Genomic DNA, 18,352 nt, shown 5'->3' with positions numbered 1-18,352 from the left:
GCACGGCAGCGTTCATCGTGCTCGCACTCAAGGTCCTGCGGCCGAGACGGCCGCAGGAATAGCCGAACTGCGAGGCCAGAAATGGCCTCGCAAACCGTTCGACTATTCCCACTCGATCGTTCCCGGCGGCTTCGACGTGACGTCGAGCACGACCCGGTTGACCTCGGCGACCTCGTTGGTGATGCGGTTCGAGATGCGCGCGAGCACGTCGTAGGGCAGGCGGGTCCAGTCGGCGGTCATCGCGTCCTCGGAGGACACGGGGCGCAGCACGATGGGGTGGCCGTAGGTGCGGCCGTCGCCCTGCACGCCCACCGAGCGCACGTCGGCGAGCAGCACGACGGGGCACTGCCAGATCTCGCCGTCGAGGCCGGCGGCGGTGAGCTCCTCGCGGGCGATCGCGTCGGCGTGGCGGAGGATCTCGAGGCGGTGCTCGGTGACCTCGCCGATGATGCGGATCCCGAGGCCCGGGCCGGGGAACGGCTGGCGCGCGACGATGGGCTCGGGCAGGCCGAGCTCGCGGCCGATGGCGCGCACCTCGTCCTTGAACAGGGTGCGCAGCGGCTCGACGAGCTGGAACTGCAGGTCGTCGGGCAGACCGCCGACGTTGTGGTGGCTCTTGATGTTCGCGGTGCCCGTGCCGCCGCCCGACTCGACCACGTCGGGGTACAGGGTGCCCTGCACGAGGAACTCGACCTTCTCGCCCTCGCCCTGCGCTTCGAGGACGAGCGCCTCGGCCGCGTTCTCGAAGGTGCGGATGAACTCCCGACCGATGATCTTGCGCTTCTGCTCGGGGTCGGTGACGCCGGCGAGGGCGTCCATGAACTGCTGCCGGGCATCCACCGTCACCAGGCGGATGCCGGTCGCGGCGACGTAGTCCTCCTCGACCTGGCGGCGCTCGTCGGCGCGCAGCAGGCCGTGGTCGACGAAGACGCAGACGAGCTGATCGCCGACGGCCTCGTGCACGATGGCCGCCGCGACGGCGCTGTCGACGCCGCCGGAGAGGCCGCAGATGACGCGGGCCGAGCCGACCTGGGCGCGGATGCGCTCGACCTGCTCGGCGATGACGTTGCCGCTGTTCCAATCGCCCGGGATGCCCGCCGCGCGGTGCAGGAAGTTCTCGAGCACCCGCTGCCCGAACTCGGAGTGCTTCACCTCCGGATGCCACTGCACGCCGTAGAGCCGGCGCTCATCGCTCGCGAACGCGGCCACCGGGGTGTCGGCGGTGCTCGCGAGCACGGCGAAGCCCTCCGGGGCCTTGGAGACCGAGTCGCCGTGGCTCATCCAGGTGGTCTGCGCCTCGGGCTGCCCGTCGAGCAGCGCGCCGCCGTCGCCGTGCACCGTCATCGGGGTGGCGCCGTACTCGCGGCGGCCGGTCTTGGCGACCTCGCCGCCGAGCTGCTTCGCCATCACCTGGAACCCGTAGCAGATGCCCATCACGGGCACGCCGAGCTGCAGGATGCCCGGATCGAGGTCGGGCGAGCCCGGCTCGTAGACGCTCGACGGCCCCCCGCTGAGCACGATGCCGGCCGGGTTGCGGGCGGCGACCTCCTCGGCCGAGATCGTGTGCGGCACGATCTCGCTGTAGACGTTCGCCTCGCGCACGCGGCGCGCGATGAGCTGCGCGTACTGGGCGCCGAAGTCGACGACGAGGACGGGGCGGTGGTCGGTCTCGCTCACGCGGAGGCCTCCTGGCTGGTCGGGGCGGGGCCGGAGGATGCCGGGCCGGCGGGCTGCTCGATGCGGGCGATGATCGCTTCGACCTCGCGCGGCACCTGGCGCTCGAAGAAGAAGGAGAGGAAGGGGATAATGCCGCCCATGGCGATCCAGAGGAACTTCAGGAACGGCTGCGGGTGCATGCCGCGGTACGCCACGCGCCACAGCACGAAGTCGCAGCCGAGGTAGAGGACGTAGAGCCAGCCGTGCACGGCGAGCAGGAAGATCGACACGTTGACGCCCGTGAGGGTGTCGACCGGGCTGAGCGCGAGGAACCCGCTCGGGCCGTTCAGCTCGATGTCGCGGTCGAAGCCGTAGCGCGTGATCATCATCACGACGAGGCCGATCAGGAAGGTGCCGGTGAGCACCGACGACACCTTGTAGACCGCGAGCGTGCGCCGGATGAGGGGGATGTCAGAAGCCTTCGGGCCGATCGCCATGGAGCCAGTTTAGGGCCGGGCGTCGAGCGGTTCCTCCGCGGTCGGCTGGCGCTCCCTCTCCTGCTCCTTCTCCCACTCGTCCTTCACGAGCCGCCACCAGAGGTAGACCGCGAAGCCGCCGAAGATGATCCACTCGAGCGCGTAGAAGAGGTTGAGCAGGTTGAGCTCGGCGTCGAGCTCGGGCGGAGGGGCGGCGATCGTCTCGAACCCGGCGGGGGCATCCGTCATCGTCAGGTAGCCGGCGTAGACGAGGTCGGACTCCTGCCACAGGTTGATGAGGTCGGCCACCGCGATGACGGTGCGCTCCCCCGCCTCGAAGTCGCTCTGCTGCGGGGACTCGCTCGGCACGTAGCGACCGGTGAGCTGCGCCTCGCCGGAATCGAGCGAGGGTACGTCCGCCCCGGGCGCGACGTAGCCCACCGCGACGGCGAGGCTCGCGCCGGAGTCGGTGGCGAAGTGGCGCACGATCCAGTCGCCGGGCTCCCCCGCGCTCTCGCGGCCCGTGACGACGACGTCGTCGCCCTCGACCCAGCTGCCGCTCACCGTGACGATGCGGCCGCTCGCGTCGGAGGTCATGATCTGCTGCGGCTCGGCGATGCTGCCGAGCGGCACGGCCGACTCGGTGTCGCGCTCGACGACCGTCGCGGCATCCACCGATCGCTCGAACTGCCACTGGCCGAGGGCCGCGAAGGCGGCGGCCACGGCGAGCGCGAGCACGAGCAGCGCGATCCACTTGGGGCGGCGGGCGATGCTCCACACGGCGGCGGGGCCCCTCTCTGGCCGGGTGACGATGGTGCCACCAGGCTAGCCGTGGCGTGCTGAGGGGCGCCCGCGAGCGGGCGGGGTCGCGGCGCGGCGCACGGGGTCGGTCGCGCGGGTCGGCGCGGCGCTAGCGCGAGCGGTACGGCGCGACGACGACCTCGACGCGCTGGAACTCCTTGAGGTCGGAGTACCCGGTCGTCGCCATCGAGCGGCGCAGGGCGCCCATGAGGTTGACCTGGCCGTCGGCGAGGTGGCTCGGGCCGAACAGCAGCTGCTCGAGCGGAGCAAGCTGCCCCACCCGCACGCGCTCGCCGCGCGGCAGCTCGCCGTGGTGCGCCTCGGCGCCCCAGTGCCAGCCCTTGCCGGGAGCATCCGTCGACTGCGCGAGCGCCGAGCCGAGCATGACCGCGTCGGCGCCCATCGCGACCGCCTTGACGATGTCGCCGCTCGTGCCGAGACCGCCGTCGGCGATGACGTGCACGTAGCGGCCGCCCGACTCGTCCATGTAGTCCCGGCGGGCGGCGGCGACGTCGCTGACCGCGGTCGCCATCGGCGCGTGGATGCCCAGGCTGAGGCGCGTGGTGCTCGCAGCACCCCCGCCGAAGCCGACGAGCACCCCGGCCGCGCCCGTGCGCATGAGGTGCAGCGCCGCGGTGTACGTCGCGGCGCCGCCGACGATGACGGGCACGTCGAGCTCGTAGATGAACTTCTTGAGGTTGAGGGGCTCGGTCGACTTCGACACGTGCTCGGCGCTCACCGTGGTGCCGCGGATGACGAACAGGTCGACCCCGGCATCGATGACGGCCTGGTGGTGCTCCTGCGTGCGCTGGGGACTGAGCGCACCGGCGACGGGCACGCCCGCGGCGCGGATCTCGGCGAGGCGCGCGCTGATCAGCTCGGGCTTGATGGGCTCGGCGTAGAGCCGCTGCATCTCGGCCGTCGCGTGAGCCGGATCGAGCTCGTGGATGCGGGCGAGCTGCGCCTCGGCATCCTCGTACCGGGTCCAGAGGCCCTCGAGGTCGAGCACGCCCAGGCCGCCGAGCCGCCCGATGGCGATCGCGGTGGCGGGGCTCACGACCGAGTCCATCGGCGCGGCGAGCACCGGGATCTCGAAGGTGAGGGCGTCGATCGTCCACGAGATCGAGACGTCCTTCGGGTCGCGCGTGCGCCTGCTCGGCACGACCGCGATGTCGTCGAAGGAGTACGCCCTCCGTGCCCGCTTGCCTCGGCCGATCTCAATCTCCGTCACCCGGCAAGCCTAGCGGGCGGGGCCGCGACCCCCGGGCGGGCGCGGCGTCGCCCGCGTCGCGCCGCCCGCCTCGCCTTCGGCACGCTGCACCTTTCGCGCAACGCAGTCGCGCACTGGCGGGTGCGTTGCGCGAAACGTGCGGCATTGCACGCAGGGGCGGTGCGAACGGTCACGGAGCCGCCCGCGGCACCCCGAGGGCTTCGAGGATCGCGTGAAGGCGTCGCGGCGCACGGAGGTCGGCCCACACCCAGCGCCCGACGCGCTCACCTCGGTGCCGGATGGCGTCCTCGCGCAGCTTCTCCTCGACGACCACCTGCTCCGCCGTCCGGCCCGCTCGGAGTTCGGCTGAGCAGTACTTCGCCAGTCCGTCGAACTCCCCGACGATGCGTTCTCGGGCCCATCGGAAATCCACGCGCACGTGCTGCCCGTCTCCCAGGACCAGCTCGTGCTGCAACTCGGGCGGCTCGAAACCCAGCTCCGCGATGAGCACGCGACTGAGGGATTCGCCGGCAGACTCCGATGCTCCATCCGCGAAGGCGAGTGCTCTCTCCAGCCGGCCGGCGCCTCGGACGAGGTCGACCTCGACCGCTGCTGCTCGGATGGCATTCCGCGAGGTCGGCGCGACCCGCGCAGGACCACGGGGATGCAGTCCCCAATCCAGAGCGACCACGGCCTCGGCGAGACTGGCCCGCGCCGCGAACTCCGCGAGGGTGCGCGGCAGATCGGTGACGAGAACGCCGTCGACCTGCATGATTCGAGCGGTCGGCGCTCGTGAGCCCCGGTAGTGGAGCTCACCGGCCACGCGCCCGGAACGAGGACCCGACCCGAGGACCTCCACGCGGCGATCCGCGGTGAGGAGCGGAGCGCCCCACATGGCTGCCGCCGACGCATGCGAGAGCACGACCCCCGGGTGGGCGAGCGCGGCGGCCCGGCATCGCAGGCGGTATCGATGCCACGGCGGAGCGGCCGACCATGTGGACGCCTCGACGTACGCGCCCCGGTGGATGCGGATCAGTTCGCCGCGCGAGACCGCCCGACTCAGGATGGAATGGTGGCTCCGGATGCCCGCGACGGATCGCGCGAGGATGAGCCCGTCAGCCGTGGCGGGTAGGTCGATCGTCTGATATGCCATGCGCGGACCATGCCTCGAGCCGCGGCGGCCCCCTGCCCGCAGGGACCGGCTCGTGGGGCGCACGATCGACCGCGGCATGGTGACGAGCCGCGCGACCGTGCCGCCGCGCGTTCCGCGCACCGCCGCGGCGCGTTCGCGGCAGCGCTGCGCGCAACTCCCGGCGCAGCGGATGCCGTAGCTCGCGGCCCCTGGCGCGCGCCTAGCGGCGGTAGTTCGGCGCCTCGACGACCATCTGGATGTCGTGGGGGTGCGACTCCTTGAGACCAGCGGCGGTGATGCGCACGAACTTGCCGCGGATCTTGAGCTCCTCGATCGTGCGCGCCCCGGTGTAGAACATCGACTGGCGCAGGCCGCCGAGCAGCTGGTAGACGACCGAGCCGACCGGTCCGCGGTAGGGCACCTGGCCCTCGATGCCCTCGGCGATGAGCTGCTCGTCGCTCGGCACGTCGGCCTGGAAGTAGCGGTCGCGCGAGTAGGAGGTCTTCTTGCCGCGGGTCTGCAGCGCGCCGAGCGAGCCCATGCCCCGGTACGACTTGAACTGCTTGCCGTTGACGAAGATGAGGTCGCCCGGGCTCTCGTCGGTTCCCGCGAGCAGCGAGCCGAGCATGACCGTGTCGGCGCCGGCCACGATGGCCTTCGCGATGTCTCCGGAGTACTGCAGGCCGCCGTCGGCGATGACGGGCACGCCGGCGGCCCGGGCTGCGAGGGACGCCTCGTACACGGCCGTCACCTGCGGAACACCGACGCCCGCCACGACGCGGGTCGTGCAGATGGAGCCGGGGCCGACGCCGACCTTCACGGCGTCCGCGCCGGCATCCACCAGGGCCTGCGCCCCGGTGCGGGTCGCGACGTTGCCGCCGATGACGTCGATGTGGGCGAACGAGGGGTCTGCCTTGAGGCGGCGGATGATGTCGAGCACGCCGCTGCTGTCGCCGTTCGCGGTGTCGACGACGAGGATGTCGACGCCCGCGTCGCGCAGCGCCTCGGCGCGCTCCCACGCGTCGCCGAAGAACCCGATCGCGGCGGCGACCCGCAGACGGCCCTCGGCGTCCTTCGTGGCGTTCGGGTACTGCTCGCTCTTGTCGAAGTCCTTGACGGTGATGAGGCCGGTGAGCCGGTTGTCGTCGTCGACGAGCGGCAGCTTCTCGATCTTGTGCTGGGCGAAGAGGGCGAGCACCTCGTCCTGGCCGATGCCGGGGCGGCCCGTGATGAGCGGAGCCGGGGTCATGACGTCGCGCACGAGGGTCGTCGCGGCCTCGAAGCGGGAGACGAAGCGCATGTCGCGGTTCGTCACGATGCCGACGAGCGTGCCGTCGCCCTCGACGACCGGGACGCCCGAGATGCGGAAGCGACCGCAGAGCTCGTCGACCTCGGCGACGGTGGCGTCGGGCGTCGTCGTGACGGGGTTCGTGATCATGCCCGACTCGGAGCGCTTGACCTTATCGACCTGCGCCGCCTGATCCTCGATGGAGAGGTTGCGGTGCAGCACGCCGATCCCGCCCTGGCGGGCCATGGCGATCGCCATGCGCGCCTCGGTGACCGTGTCCATCGCGGAGGAGAGAAGAGGAGCGAAGACCCGGATGCGGCGGGTCAGCTGCGAGCCGGTCTCGGCTTCGGAGGGGATGACGTCGGTGTGCGCCGGCAGCAGCATGACGTCGTCGTAGGTGAGTCCGATGAAGCCGAACGGGTCGGGCTGGTCCATGAGTCCCCTTGGATGCGAAGAAGGTGCCGTGCGGGTACGGCGGCGGGCCCGGATGCTGCGCTGGATGCCGGTGATCCATCTTAACGATTTAGTCGCGCGGCTATTCCGCGTCCATAATGACGGGCACGGTTCGGCTAGCGTTCGGTGGAAACACGGACGCAACATCGCATCCGTATCGTCACCGTCGACGAACCGGGCCGTCCGGCCCGCGGGGCCGCGCGCCTCACCCGAACCGATCTGGAGGTTTCGTGGCACACGCTGCTGGCAGACCGCACCCGCGCCGAGCATCCCGACTCATGGCAGGCCTCTTCGTGACGGCGCTCGCCGCGCTGACATTCGCGGGGGCATCCCCCGCCATGGCCGACGAGGTGGGACTCGACGAGTACGACTTCCGGATCCTCGGCAACGTCCAGCTCGACGGCGAACCGCTCGAGGACGTCCTGCTCGTCATCGAGGGCAACGGCTTCGACGTCGAGGTGGAGACCGATGCCGAGGGCCGCTGGGCCGTCGGAGTCCCCGAGAACGGCGACTACTCCGTCACGCTCGACGAGGAGACCCTGCCCGAGGGCATCGCCGTGATCGACGAGGAGGGTCTCGACGACACCCCCAACGTGCGCGACGTGACCATCGGCCCGAGCGGCAGCACCGTGGCCAACTTCTTCATCGGCGAGGGCGAGCGCAACACCGTCAGCCTCGCCGACCAGGTGCTCGAGCGCGTCTTCAACGGTCTGAACTTCGGCCTGCTGCTGGCGCTCGCCGCCATCGGCCTCTCGCTGATCTTCGGCACGACGGGCCTGAGCAACTTCGCCCACGCCGAGCTCATCACCTTCGGCGGGCTGATGACCCTGCTGTTCGGCTCCATCCTCGGAATGCCGATCTGGATCGCCATCCCCATCGCCCTCGTGCTGAGCGCCGCGCTCGGCTGGGTGAACGATGCGGCGCTGTGGCGGCCCCTCCGGGCGCGCGGCGTCGGCCTCATCCCGATGATGATCGTCTCCATCGGCCTCTCGCTCGCCGTTCGTTACCTGTACCAGTACTTCGTCGGCGGCGGCACCTCGCAGCTGCCCGGCGCCACCGACTCGACGCTGTCGATCGGGGCCTTCGGCCTCTCCTGGATCGACGTCGGCTCGATGGCCATCTCGATCGTCGTGCTGCTCGCCGTCGCCTACTTCCTGCTGCGCACGCGCATCGGCAAGGCGACGCGCGCCGTCTCCGACAACCCCTCGCTCGCGGCCGCCTCCGGCATCGACGTCGACCGGGTCATCCGCATCGTCTGGGTGATGGCGGGCGGGCTCGCGGGCCTCTCGGGCATCCTGTGGGCCTACTTCCGACCCGGCGTCAGCTGGGACATGGGCTTCCAGATCCTGCTGCTGACCTTCGCCGCGGTCACCCTCGGCGGCCTCGGCACGGCGTTCGGCGCCCTCGTCGGCTCGCTCATCGTGGGCTTCTTCGTCGAGATGTCGACGCTCATCATCCCCGCCGACATGAAGTACGTCGGGGCGCTCATCATCCTCATCCTCGTTCTGCTCCTGCGCCCGCAGGGCATCCTCGGTCGCAAAGAGCGAATCGGCTAGGAGACCCCATGATCGACTGGTTGCAAATCATCTCCAACGCCGCGCAGGAGATCATCAGCCCCACGACGGCGGCCTACGCGCTCGCCGCCCTGGGACTGGCGATCCACTTCGGCTTCACCGGCCTGCTGAACTTCGGCCAGGCGGGCTTCATGATGCTCGGGGCCTACGGCTTCGCCATCGCGACGCTGAGCTTCGACGCCCCGGTCTGGCTCGCCGTGCTCGCGGGCGTCGCGGCCTCGGTGGTGTTCGGGCTCGTGCTGGGCATCCCGACCCTGCGCCTGCGCGCCGACTACCTCGCGATCGTGACCATCGCCGCGGCCGAGATCGTGCGATTGCTCTTCACGACGAACACCTTCGAGCCGATCACCGGCTCGGCGAACGGCCTGCAGGGCTACAAGGGCGGCTTCGCCGACACCAACCCCATCCCCGAGGGCATCTACGGCTTCGGCCCGTGGGTCTACAACGAGTACGACTGGTGGCTGCGCATCGTCGGCTGGTCGATCGTCATCATCGCGGCGATCGTCACCTGGCGCCTGTTCAAGAGCCCGTGGGGCCGCGTCATCAAGGGCATCAGGGAGGACGAGGATGCCGTGCGCGCGCTCGGCAAGAACGTCTACTTCTACAAGATGCAGTCGCTGGTGCTCGGCGGCGTGTTCGGCTCGCTCGCCGGCATGATCTTCATCCTCCCCCGCGCGGTGGTGCCCTCGAACTACCAGACCTCGCTCACGTTCTTCATCTACGCGATCCTGCTGCTCGGCGGCGCCGCCACGGTGCTCGGCCCGATCGTCGGCTCGATCATCTTCTGGGTGCTGCTGTCGTTCTTCTCGGGATTCATCGCCCGTGCCGTCGAGGCCGACTGGCTGCCGTTCATGACGAACGTCCAGGCCGGTCAGCTTCGCTTCATCCTCGTGGGCATCGCGATCATGGTGATCGTGATCTACAGGCCGCAAGGCATATTCGGGAACAAGAAGGAGCTGGCCTTTGTCAAGTAGCGCTGGCGCCCAGGGCGCCCCGATCAAGTCCACCGGCCTCCACATCGGCGAGCCGGCTCCCGGGGTCAAGAAGGTTGACCCGATCATCGTCGCCGACAACATCACGCGGCGCTTCGGCGGCCTCACCGCGGTGGACGTCGAGCACCTCGAGATCCCTCGCGGCGCCATCACCGCCCTCATCGGTCCGAACGGCGCCGGCAAGACGACGCTCTTCAACCTGCTGACCGGCTTCGACAAGCCCGACACGGGGGCCTGGACCTTCGACGACAAGTCGATCTCGGGCATCCCGGCCTTCAAGGTCGCCCGGCGCGGACAGGTGCGCACCTTCCAGCTCACGAAGGCGCTCGGCCTGCTGACCGTGCTCGACAACATGAAGCTCGGGGCGAAGGGCCAGAGCGGCGAGAGCCTGGCGCGCGCGCTGTTCCCGTGGTTCTGGCGCAAGCAGGAGCAGGAGATCGAGGCGCGCGCCATGGATCTGCTCGCGCGCTTCAAGCTCGACGCCAAGAAGGACGACTACGCGGCGAGCCTCTCCGGCGGGCAGCGCAAGCTGCTCGAGATGGCGCGGGCGCTCATGAGCGAGCCAAGCCTGGTCATGCTCGACGAGCCGATGGCCGGCGTGAACCCCGCGCTGACGCAGAGCCTGCTCGACCACATCCTCAACCTCAAGACCGAGGGCATGACCGTGCTCTTCGTCGAGCACGACATGCACATGGTGCGCCACATCGCCGACTGGGTGATCGTGATGGCCGAGGGCAAAGTGGTCGCCGAGGGCGACCCGCACGAGGTCATGGCGAACCCGGCCGTGATCGACGCGTACCTCGGCTCGCACCACGACACCGACCTGGGCGACCTCGACACCGAGGTCGTCGACGCGATCAAGGAGCTGGCTCATGACGACGACGCCGAACCCAAGCCCTGAGGCGGCGACGCCGGTGGACACCCGCGAGATGGTGGTCCACGTCGACCGCGTCACCGCGGGCTACGTCCCCGGCGTCAACATCCTCAACGAGTGCTCGCTCACCGCGCGCGCCGGCGAGCTCATCGGCATCATCGGCCCCAACGGCGCCGGCAAGTCGACGCTGCTCAAGGCGATCTTCGGCCTGGTGAAGGTGCGCGAGGGCACGATCTCGCTCTACGGCGACGAGATCACCAACCTCAAGGCGAACAAGCTCGTGGCCAAGGGCGTGGGCTTCGTGCCGCAGACGAACAACGTCTTCCCGACCCTCACCATCCAGGAGAACCTGGAGATGGGCATCTTCCTGAAGCCCAAGGAGTTCCAGCACCGCCTGGAGTTCGTCACCGGTATCTTCCCCGAGCTCGGCAAGCGGCTGCCCCAGCGCGCCGGCTCGCTCTCGGGCGGCGAGCGCCAGATGGTCGCGATGAGCCGCGCGCTCATGATGAGCCCCGAGGTCATCCTGCTCGACGAGCCGAGCGCCGGACTCTCCCCCGTCCGTCAGGACGAGGCGTTCATCCGCGTCAAGGAGATCAACAAGGCCGGCGTGACGACCATCATGGTCGAGCAGAACGCCCGCCGCTGCCTGCAGATCTGCGACCGCGGCTACGTGCTCGACCAGGGCCACGACGCCTACGAGGGCAGCGGCCGCGAGCTGCTGAACGACCCCAAGGTCATCGGCCTCTACCTGGGCACGCTCGGCCAGGACTAGACGCCGCACGATCAGCACCACGAGGGCCCCGCTGGCGCGATCCGGCGGGGCCCTCGTCGTGCGGGCGGCGGGCGACGCTGCTCGACCGCGAGAGGGGCGCTCGGGGCCGCGGCGGCGCCGAGCGTCGCCGACGAGGCCCGAGATGACGGGATGCTCGCCGCGGGCATCCCCGATGAGCGGGCCGATCGCGCACCGGCCGTCACCGGCTCCGCCCCGCCTCGCACGAAGAAGGGCCCCGGCGCGATGCCGGGGCCCTTCGTTCGAGTGATCGACTAGCTGCGGTGACTAGTTGATGCGCTCGTAGGTGTTGTCGGCGAGGTACTGGTAGATGCCGATGGTCGCCTCGGTCGGGTCGCCGTTCTCGTCGAACGTGACCGGGCCGGAGGGGCCGTCGTAGTCGACCGTGCCGCCGTCGAGGATGATCTGCGCGGCCGACGCGAAGTCGGTCGCCGTCTCACCGTCGCCGGAACCGCCCGAGACCTCCTGCAGCTTCGCCGCGATGTCGGCGCCCTCGGTCGAGTTGGCGGCGAGAGCGGCCAGAGCGATGAGGATCACGGCGTCGTACGACTCGGCCGAGTAGCTGAAGTCGTCGAGCTCGGGGTCCACCTCGAGCAGGCGCTCTCGGAAGGAGTCGTCCAGTGCCGGGCCGGGGAGGGTGCCCTTGGCGCCCTCGACCAGTCCGGGCTCGAAGTCGGCGCTGTAGTCGGCGAGGTTGCCGTCGACGAAGTACAGGTCCTCGCCCGGGTAGCCGGCGCCGACGAGCGACGGCACGACGACCTTGGCCTGGTCGAAGGTGATGACCGCGATGGCGTCGGGGTCGGCCGCCGTGATCGACGAGATCTGCGCGTCGAAGCTCGTGTCGCCCTCGTTGAAGAGCTCCTGGGCGACGACCTCGCCGCCGGCCGCCTCGAACGTCTCCGTCAGCGCGGCCGCGAGGCCGGTGCCGTAGGCGTCGTTGAGCACGAGCAGGCCGAGGGTCGACCGTCCGTCGGCGGCGATCTCGTTGCCGAGCACCTCGCCCTGCAGCAGGTCGCTGGGGGCGGTGCGGAAGTAGAGGCCGTCGTCCTCGTAGGTGGTGAAGTCGGGCGAGGTGTTGGCGGGCGAGAAGTGCACGACGCCCGCGCCGGTGATCTGGTCGATGACGGTGAAGGAGACGCCCGACGAGGCCGCGCCGACGATGGCCGAGACGTCCTGCGAGAGGAGGTCGGTCACCGAGACGGTGGCGGTGTCGGTCGTGGTGTCACCGGAGTCGCGGTAGATGGCGTTGATCTCGATGCCGAGACCGGCGTCGTTGATCTCCTGCACGGCGAGCGCGACGCCGGCCTCCTCGGGCGGGCCGAGGAACGCGAGCGCACCCGACTGCGGGAGGATCGTGCCGATGTTGAGCGTGAGGTCCTCGCGGGGGCCCGTGGGCTCGTCCGTCGTGTCCTCGGCGGCGGGGGTCGCCGCGCAGCCGCTGAGGATGAGGGCGCTGGCGCCGAGGAGAGCGAAACCGCTCAGTGCTGCCTTGGCGCCGCGCGAGCGGCCGGCCTTAGCCGTGGTGAAAACGCCCATGGTGCTCCTTGCGTAGGGAATGTGTTCAGGAAGCGATGGCATGGCGCCGTCGCCGTCCTGTCACCGTACGGGGGGCAGGACACGCGCACAATACGTTGGCATTACATCCCTGTAACACCGGGAAACGAGCGAACCCCCCGTTCGAGGGTGCGGAATCTGTCGCGCTGCACGCCCGGGACGACGGATTCCGCATGCGGATCGGGCGTCGGCGCCCCGCGCGGCTCAGCCCGCGGCGACTCCGACGATGAGGCCGTCCGATTCCGCGGTCGCCTCGACGGCGAGCCCGCCCGTGCGCCCCTCGACGAGGATGGCCGGCTCCGTCTCGAGCACGGAGAGGCACTCGCCGTACGAGGCGCAGGGGATGCCGTCGGCCAGCGCCCGGGGCAGGGCGTAGGCGATCGAGGCCCCGGCGTCGTCGTCGGCGAGCACGGCCGCGAGGGCGGCGAGCACGACGGCGTCGTACGCCTCGGGTGCGGAGACGGTCGACTGCACCGCCGGATCCGACTGGCGCAGGCGGGCGAGGAGCGACTCGTCGGCCTCCGTGCCCGCCGTGGCGGCCGCGCCGTCGAAGGCGGGGACGAGGACCACGATGCCGGCCTCCTGCACGAGCGGGAGCATCCGGTCGAGGAGGGCGGGGTCGGACGGGCCGATGATGACGTCGACGCCGCGCGCCACGAGATCGGCGACGCCGGCGTCGAGCCGGTCGCCCTCGGCGGTGCCGGCGGAGCGGTGCAGCACCTCGACGGGGGCGCCGAGAACGCCGGCGCTCGCGTTGATGTCGCGCACGGCCGCCTCGACCGCGGCGATGCGCGCCGGGCCGGTGCCCGCGAGGTCGTCGGGGGTCGGCAGCAGGGTCGCGATGCGCAGCACGCCGTCACCCGAGGCCTCGGGCGCCGTGGCTGTCGGGCTCGGGCTCGGCTCGGCGACGGGCTCGAGCTCCGACCCGGCCGGCGTGCAGGCGGCGAGGGTCACGGCGAGCGCGGCGGCCAGCACGGGGGCGAGCACGGCGGGGTGGGGACGCATGGGAGCCGGTCCTTCCGAGGACGGGGAGCGGGGGCAGCGGCACGCGGATCGGGCGGGCGCTGCTGGCACGCTACTGCCGGGATGCGGCACCGGGTGCGCGCCGCGCCCGTGGCGGCGAGGGATGCCCGGCATCGGCATCCCGGACCGCCCGCGTCACACGGTCGTGACGGGCCCCGTCTCGGGCATCGGCGCCGGCTGGGGCGCGCGCGATCGACGCCGGTGCCGGATCGCCTCGGCGGTCAGCACCACCAGGGCCACCCACACCAGCGCGAAGCCCGCCCAGCGCTCGGGCGGCATGGGCTCTCCCATGACGAAGACCCCGAAGGCGAACTGCAGCAGCGGCGCGAAGTACTGCACGAAGCCCATGACCGAGAGCGGCAGCCGGCGCGCGGCGGCGGCGAACAGCAGCAGCGGCACGGCGGTGACGACGCCCGCGAGTGCGAGCAGCACCGCGTGGCCCGCCCCCTGCTGGCCGAGCGTGATGCCGCCGCCGAGGCTCGCGACCCAGACCAGCTCGGCGACGGCGATGGGCACGAGCCAGGCCGTCTCGAGGGTGAGGCCGCCGACGGGGGTGACCGCGGGCCCCATACGGTTCTTGACGTAGCCGTAGAAGCCGAACGAGAAGGCGAGCACGAGCGAGATCCACGGCAGCTCGCCGTAGCCGACCGCGAGCACGATCACGGCGACGAGGCTGATGCCGACGGCCGCCCACTGGCCGGGGCGCAGGCGCTCGCGCAGCAGCACGACGCCGAGGGCGACGGTGACGATGGGGTTGATGAAGTAGCCGAGCGCGGCCTCGACGATGAAGCCGTTGAGCGAGGCGTACAGGTACACGTGCCAGTTGACGGCGATGAGAATGCCCGCCAGCAGGCTGAGCTTGAGGATGCGCGGGTCGCGCACGAGGCGGCCGACGCCGCTCGCGCCGCGCATGACGGCGATGAGCAGCCCGCAGAACACGAGCGAGAGCAGGATGCGCCAGGCGACGATCTCGATCGGCCCGCTCGGCGCCAGCAGCAGGAAGTAGACGGGGAGGAAGCCCCAGAGGCCGTAGGCCCCGATCGCGAGCGCGAGGCCCGAGGAGGAGGGGCGCGGCTCGGTCACGGGAGCCAGCGTACGCCCGCGAGGCGGGCCGACTGGACGGCCGCCGCATGCGAACGGCCCCCGTCCTCCGGATGGAGGGGCGGGGGCCGTTCGGCGAGGGTGCGCGTTCTAGCGGACGATGACCGCGAGGATGTCGCGGGCCGAGAGCACCAGGTACTCCTGGCCGTCGTACTTGACCTCGGTTCCGCCGTACTTCGAGTAGATGACCTTGTCGCCGACGGCGACGTCGAGCGGCACGCGGTTGCCGTTGTCGTCGATGCGGCCGGGGCCCACGGCCACGACCTCGCCCTCCTGGGGCTTCTCCTTGGCGGTGTCGGGGATGACGAGCCCGGAGGCGGTGGTCTGCTCCGCCTCGACCTGCGTGATGACGATGCGATCTTCGAGCGGCTTGATGGAGACCGACACGGTTGACCTCTTCTTTCCTAAGACGATGAGGGAGTTGGCACACTCGAGGTGCGAGTGCCAGTTCCACTGTACCGAAGGGATTAGCACTCGTGCAATCCGAGTGCCAGCGCGGCGGCGCCTGGCAGGATCGGGGGATGGACACGAGCGAGCTGCGCGAGCTGCTGACCCCCGAGGCGCTGGGGCTGCTCGAGCAGCTGCCGCCGAGCGAGGGCGCGCCCGACGCCGTGCGGCTCGTCAGCCGCCTGCGCAAGGAGGGGCATCCGCCCGCCCGCGTCGCCGCTGTTCTCACCCAGTACCGCCTGCGTCGCAAGGCGGTCGCGAAGTTCGGCCCCTTCGCCGAGCGGATGCTCTTCACCGCGCCCGGCCTCGAGCAGGCCTCCCGGCTCGCCGTCGCGGCGCAGCACGCGGGCCGGTTCCGCGCCGCGGGGCTCGGGTCGGTGGCGGATCTCGGCTGCGGCATCGGCGGCGACAGCATGGCCTTCTCGGCCCTCGACCTGCGGGTGACGGCGGTCGAGCGCGACGAGGCGACGGCGGCGGTCGCCTCGTACAACCTCGCCCCGTGGGTGCGCACGACGGTCGAGCTCGGCGACGCGACGGCGTTCGACGTCGAGCGCGCGGAGGGGCTCTGGCTCGATCCGGCTCGGCGCGAGGGCGCGCGCCGGCTCTCCTCCCCCGACGACTTCTCGCCGAGCCTCGATGCGGCCCTCGCGCTCGCCGCGCAGCGCCCCACGGGCATCAAGCTCGCGCCCGGCATGGATCGCGCGCTGCTGCCCGAGGGCCTCGAGGCGCAGTGGGTGAGCGACGGCGGCGAGGTCGTCGAGCTCGTGCTGTGGAGCGGAGCGCTCGCCCGCGACGGCATCGGCCGGGCCGCCCTGGTGCTCGGCGCCGAGGGCTCCGCCGAGCTCACCGCGGCGCAGGACAGCGCCGACGCCCCCGCGGGCGACCTCGGCGAGTACCTCTACGAGCCCGACGGCGCCGTCATCCGCGCCCGGCTGATCGGCGACCTCGCGCGCCGCCTCGGCGGCCGGATGCTCGACGAGACCATCGCGTGGATCACCGCCGACCGGCTCGAGAGCACCCCTTTCGCCCGCGCCTTCCGCGTGCTCGAGCGCTGGCCCCTCGATGCCAAGCGCATCGGACGCGAGCTCAAGCAGCGCGGCATCGGCACGGTCGAGATCAAGAAGCGGGGGGTCGACATCGACCCGGCGGCGTTCCGCAAGCAGCTCAAGCCCCAGGGCGAGGGCTCGGCGACCCTCGTGCTCACCCGCGTCGCCGGTGAGCGGGCGGCGCTGCTCGTCGAGCGCTGCGACTGAGCGGGCGGCGAGCACCACTCGGTCGCGCGATCGCGGCGCCGCACGCACGACGGCCCGCCGGCGCGGGTGCGCGGGCGGGCCGTCGGATGCTGCGGTGGCGTCAGCTGAAGTCGTCGTACATCATGCTCGACGTCCCGGCGATGCTGAAGATCGCGATGAAGCCGATGATGATGAGGATCGCGAGGGCGATGCCGACGTAGCCGAGGATGAGGCCGGTGAGGCCCAGGCCGCGGCCCTTCTCGCCCGTGCGCTTGATCTGGCCGAGCGACATGTGACCGGTGATGATGGCGCCGATCGAGCCGAGGAACGGCAGCACGATGAAGGCCGCGATGCCGAGCGAGAGCGAGACGATGGCGAGCACGTTCGTCTTCTCCTGCGGGGCGCCGTAGCCCTGGCTGCCGTAGGGCGCCGCGGCGGGCTGCCCGTACGGGGCGGAGGTCTGCTGCGCGTAGGGGTTCGCGGGCGGCGCGGTCGGGGCGGCGGGCGCCGCAGGAGCCTCCGGGGCGGGCGGCGGCGGCGTGGTTCCGCCGGGCGTCGCCGGCTGCTCGGGCGGCTGCGGTGCGGGAGGGACGTCGGTCATGAGGGGGGCTCCTGAGGCTGGGGTGGTCAGCGCGACGCGAGGACGCGTCGGCACCACTGTGTCAGGGCGCGCGGGAGGGTGTCAACGCGGCCGCTCAGGCCTGCACGACCGTCACCGGCAGGGTCGAGTCGGCCCCGACGCCCAGATCGGACGGCCCGTGCCCGGCCATGATGCGCTGCGCGGCGATCGCGGCGATCATCGCCCCGTTGTCGGTGCAGAGCGACAGCGGCGGGATGCGCAGCGCGACCCCCGCCGCTTCGGCGCGCTCCGCGGCGAGCGCCCGCACCCGGGCGTTGGCGACGACCCCGCCGCCCAGCAGCAGGCGGGGCACCCGGAGGTCGCGGCAGGCCGCGATCGCCTTCGCCGTGAGCACGTCGGCCACCGCCTCGCGGAAGCTCGCCGCGATATCGGCGACGGGCACCTCCTCCCCCGCGTCGCGCAGCGCCTCCACGTGCCGCGCGACCGCGGTCTTGAGGCCCGAGAACGAGAAGTCGCAGCGGTGCCGCTCGAGATCCTTCGGCAGGCTCAGCCCGCGCGGGAACCGCACGGCCCGCGGGTCTCCCTCGGCCGCCGCGCGGTCGATCTGGGGCCCGCCCGGGTAGGGCAGCCCGAGCAGGCGGGCGACCTTGTCGAAGGCCTCGCCGGCGGCGTCGTCGATGGTCTCTCCGAGCAGTTCGACGTCGTCGGTGAGACTGCGCACGTGCAGGAGGCTCGTGTGGCCGCCCGAGACCAGCAGCGCGATCGTGGGGAGCTCGAGCGGAGCATCCCCCGCATCGTCGCGCAGCAGATCGGCGCCGACGTGCCCGACCAGGTGGTTGACCGCGTAGAAGGGCTTGTCGAGCGCGATGGCGAGGGCCTTGGCCGCGCCGACGCCGACCATGAGGGCGCCGCCGAGGCCCGGACCGCTCGTGACGGCGACGGCATCGAGCTCGGCGAGGGTCACGCCCGCCTCGGCGAGCGCCGCGCGGATCGTCGGCTCGAGCGCCTCGAGGTGAGCGCGCGCGGCGATCTCGGGGACGACCCCGCCGTAGCGCGCGTGCTCGTCCATCGAGCTGGCGATGACGTTGGCGAGCAGCTCGGTGCCGCGCACGATGCCGACGCCGGTCTCGTCGCAGCTCGTCTCGATGCCGAGCACCAAAGGACGCTGG

At 71.5% G+C, this 18,352-nt stretch carries 17 protein-coding genes; 5 read left to right on the top strand and 12 right to left on the bottom strand.

The genetic code is table 11. From position 1 onward, the window contains the following. Positions 1 to 102 precede the first annotated feature (102 nt). The 6 genes from guaA to guaB all read right to left on the bottom strand — a co-directional run bounded on the left by guaA (position 103) and on the right by guaB (position 6,998). Positions 103 to 1,677, bottom strand: a complete 1,575-nt coding sequence (gene guaA / locus OVN18_RS06855; RefSeq protein ID WP_267738899.1) for a glutamine-hydrolyzing GMP synthase — start codon at positions 1,675 to 1,677, stop codon at positions 103 to 105. Next, positions 1,674 to 2,153, bottom strand: coding sequence for a DUF3817 domain-containing protein (locus OVN18_RS06850; RefSeq protein WP_267738897.1), 480 nt, complete (start codon positions 2,151 to 2,153; stop codon positions 1,674 to 1,676). The genes guaA and OVN18_RS06850 overlap by 4 nt, the downstream gene beginning before the upstream one ends. Positions 2,154 to 2,162: 9 nt before the next feature. Beyond that, positions 2,163 to 2,912 (bottom strand): SURF1 family protein, encoded by a 750-nt coding sequence (locus OVN18_RS06845; protein ID WP_267779976.1) that lies wholly within the window; start codon positions 2,910 to 2,912, stop codon positions 2,163 to 2,165. A gap of 130 nt (positions 2,913 to 3,042) precedes the next feature. Next, positions 3,043 to 4,164: a GuaB3 family IMP dehydrogenase-related protein gene (locus OVN18_RS06840; protein WP_267779975.1), complete on the bottom strand. Its 1,122-nt coding sequence runs from the start codon at positions 4,162 to 4,164 to the stop codon at positions 3,043 to 3,045. Between the two features lie 169 nt (positions 4,165 to 4,333). Further along, entirely contained in the window at positions 4,334 to 5,296 is a 963-nt protein-coding gene (locus OVN18_RS06835) for a hypothetical protein (RefSeq protein WP_267779974.1), read from the bottom strand. A 199-nt stretch (positions 5,297 to 5,495) separates the two neighbouring features. After that, on the bottom strand, positions 5,496 to 6,998 hold the full coding sequence (gene guaB, locus OVN18_RS06830; RefSeq protein WP_267779973.1) for an IMP dehydrogenase: 1,503 nt from the start codon (positions 6,996 to 6,998) through the stop codon (positions 5,496 to 5,498). A gap of 296 nt (positions 6,999 to 7,294) precedes the next feature. Here guaB and OVN18_RS06825 point away from each other — a divergent pair, with 296 nt between their 5' ends. Genes OVN18_RS06825 through OVN18_RS06810 form a run of 4 tightly spaced genes read left to right on the top strand, consistent with a single transcriptional unit; the run spans position 7,295 to position 11,228 of the window. Beyond that, positions 7,295 to 8,572 carry a branched-chain amino acid ABC transporter permease gene (locus OVN18_RS06825; RefSeq protein ID WP_267779972.1) on the top strand — a complete coding sequence of 426 codons (1,278 nt, stop codon included), beginning with the start codon at positions 7,295 to 7,297 and terminating at the stop codon, positions 8,570 to 8,572. 11 nt (positions 8,573 to 8,583) lie between these two features. Next, a complete protein-coding gene (locus OVN18_RS06820; RefSeq protein ID WP_267739332.1) occupies positions 8,584 to 9,564 on the top strand; it encodes a branched-chain amino acid ABC transporter permease in 981 nt (326 codons plus the stop codon). Then, positions 9,554 to 10,483 (top strand): ABC transporter ATP-binding protein, encoded by a 930-nt coding sequence (locus OVN18_RS06815; protein WP_407666028.1) that lies wholly within the window; start codon positions 9,554 to 9,556, stop codon positions 10,481 to 10,483. The genes OVN18_RS06820 and OVN18_RS06815 overlap by 11 nt, the downstream gene beginning before the upstream one ends. Beyond that, positions 10,455 to 11,228: an ABC transporter ATP-binding protein gene (locus tag OVN18_RS06810; RefSeq protein ID WP_407666027.1), complete on the top strand. Its 774-nt coding sequence runs from the start codon at positions 10,455 to 10,457 to the stop codon at positions 11,226 to 11,228. Before OVN18_RS06815 ends, OVN18_RS06810 begins: the two co-directional genes overlap by 29 nt. Before the next feature lie 285 nt (positions 11,229 to 11,513). Here the strand turns inward: OVN18_RS06810 and OVN18_RS06805 are convergent, their stop codons facing one another. The 4 genes from OVN18_RS06805 to groES form a co-directional block, all read right to left on the bottom strand. Next, positions 11,514 to 12,782, bottom strand: a complete 1,269-nt coding sequence (locus OVN18_RS06805; protein ID WP_267779971.1) for an ABC transporter substrate-binding protein — start codon at positions 12,780 to 12,782, stop codon at positions 11,514 to 11,516. A 222-nt stretch (positions 12,783 to 13,004) separates the two neighbouring features. Continuing rightward, positions 13,005 to 13,805 (bottom strand): ABC transporter substrate-binding protein, encoded by an 801-nt coding sequence (locus OVN18_RS06800; RefSeq protein ID WP_267779970.1) that lies wholly within the window; start codon positions 13,803 to 13,805, stop codon positions 13,005 to 13,007. A gap of 153 nt (positions 13,806 to 13,958) precedes the next feature. Beyond that, entirely contained in the window at positions 13,959 to 14,906 is a 948-nt protein-coding gene (gene rarD / locus OVN18_RS06795) for an EamA family transporter RarD (RefSeq protein ID WP_267779969.1), read from the bottom strand. Positions 14,907 to 15,014: 108 nt separating this feature from the next. Further along, complete coding sequence (gene groES / locus OVN18_RS06790) at positions 15,015 to 15,311, bottom strand: co-chaperone GroES (protein ID WP_168914950.1); 297 nt, start codon at positions 15,309 to 15,311, stop codon at positions 15,015 to 15,017. Between the two features lie 134 nt (positions 15,312 to 15,445). Between groES and OVN18_RS06785 the strand changes: the two genes are divergently transcribed. Further along, positions 15,446 to 16,624 carry a class I SAM-dependent methyltransferase gene (locus OVN18_RS06785; RefSeq protein WP_267779967.1) on the top strand — a complete coding sequence of 393 codons (1,179 nt, stop codon included), beginning with the start codon at positions 15,446 to 15,448 and terminating at the stop codon, positions 16,622 to 16,624. Between the two features lie 100 nt (positions 16,625 to 16,724). Here OVN18_RS06785 and OVN18_RS06780 read toward each other — a convergent pair whose 3' ends face one another. After that, entirely contained in the window at positions 16,725 to 17,204 is a 480-nt protein-coding gene (locus tag OVN18_RS06780) for a DUF4190 domain-containing protein (protein ID WP_267738885.1), read from the bottom strand. 94 nt (positions 17,205 to 17,298) lie between these two features. Beyond that, a complete protein-coding gene (gene tsaD, locus OVN18_RS06775; protein ID WP_267779966.1) occupies positions 17,299 to 18,339 on the bottom strand; it encodes a tRNA (adenosine(37)-N6)-threonylcarbamoyltransferase complex transferase subunit TsaD in 1,041 nt (346 codons plus the stop codon). Between the last annotated feature and the right edge of the window lie 13 nt (positions 18,340 to 18,352).

This window comes from Microcella daejeonensis (genome assembly GCF_026625045.1).
Classification (GTDB): domain Bacteria; phylum Actinomycetota; class Actinomycetes; order Actinomycetales; family Microbacteriaceae; genus Microcella; species Microcella daejeonensis.
Note: the sequence above shows the minus strand (reverse complement) of the source record. Positions and strands in the feature narration are given on the sequence as shown.

Bases quoted from the DNA above. Each gene is read 5' to 3' on its own strand.
- OVN18_RS06785 (WP_267779967.1), top strand. From the start codon at position 15,446: ATGGACACGAGCGAGCTGCGCGAGCTGCTGACCCCCGAGGCGCTGGGG.
- OVN18_RS06810 (WP_407666027.1), top strand. From the start codon at position 10,455: ATGACGACGACGCCGAACCCAAGCCCTGAGGCGGCGACGCCGGTGGAC.
- OVN18_RS06805 (WP_267779971.1), bottom strand. From the start codon at position 12,782: ATGGGCGTTTTCACCACGGCTAAGGCCGGCCGCTCGCGCGGCGCCAAG.
- OVN18_RS06850 (WP_267738897.1), bottom strand. From the start codon at position 2,153: ATGGCGATCGGCCCGAAGGCTTCTGACATCCCCCTCATCCGGCGCACG.
- OVN18_RS06800 (WP_267779970.1), bottom strand. From the start codon at position 13,805: ATGCGTCCCCACCCCGCCGTGCTCGCCCCCGTGCTGGCCGCCGCGCTC.
- guaB (WP_267779973.1), bottom strand. From the start codon at position 6,998: ATGGACCAGCCCGACCCGTTCGGCTTCATCGGACTCACCTACGACGAC.
- OVN18_RS06780 (WP_267738885.1), bottom strand. From the start codon at position 17,204: ATGACCGACGTCCCTCCCGCACCGCAGCCGCCCGAGCAGCCGGCGACG.
- OVN18_RS06835 (WP_267779974.1), bottom strand. From the start codon at position 5,296: ATGGCATATCAGACGATCGACCTACCCGCCACGGCTGACGGGCTCATC.
- OVN18_RS06825 (WP_267779972.1), top strand. From the start codon at position 7,295: ATGGCAGGCCTCTTCGTGACGGCGCTCGCCGCGCTGACATTCGCGGGG.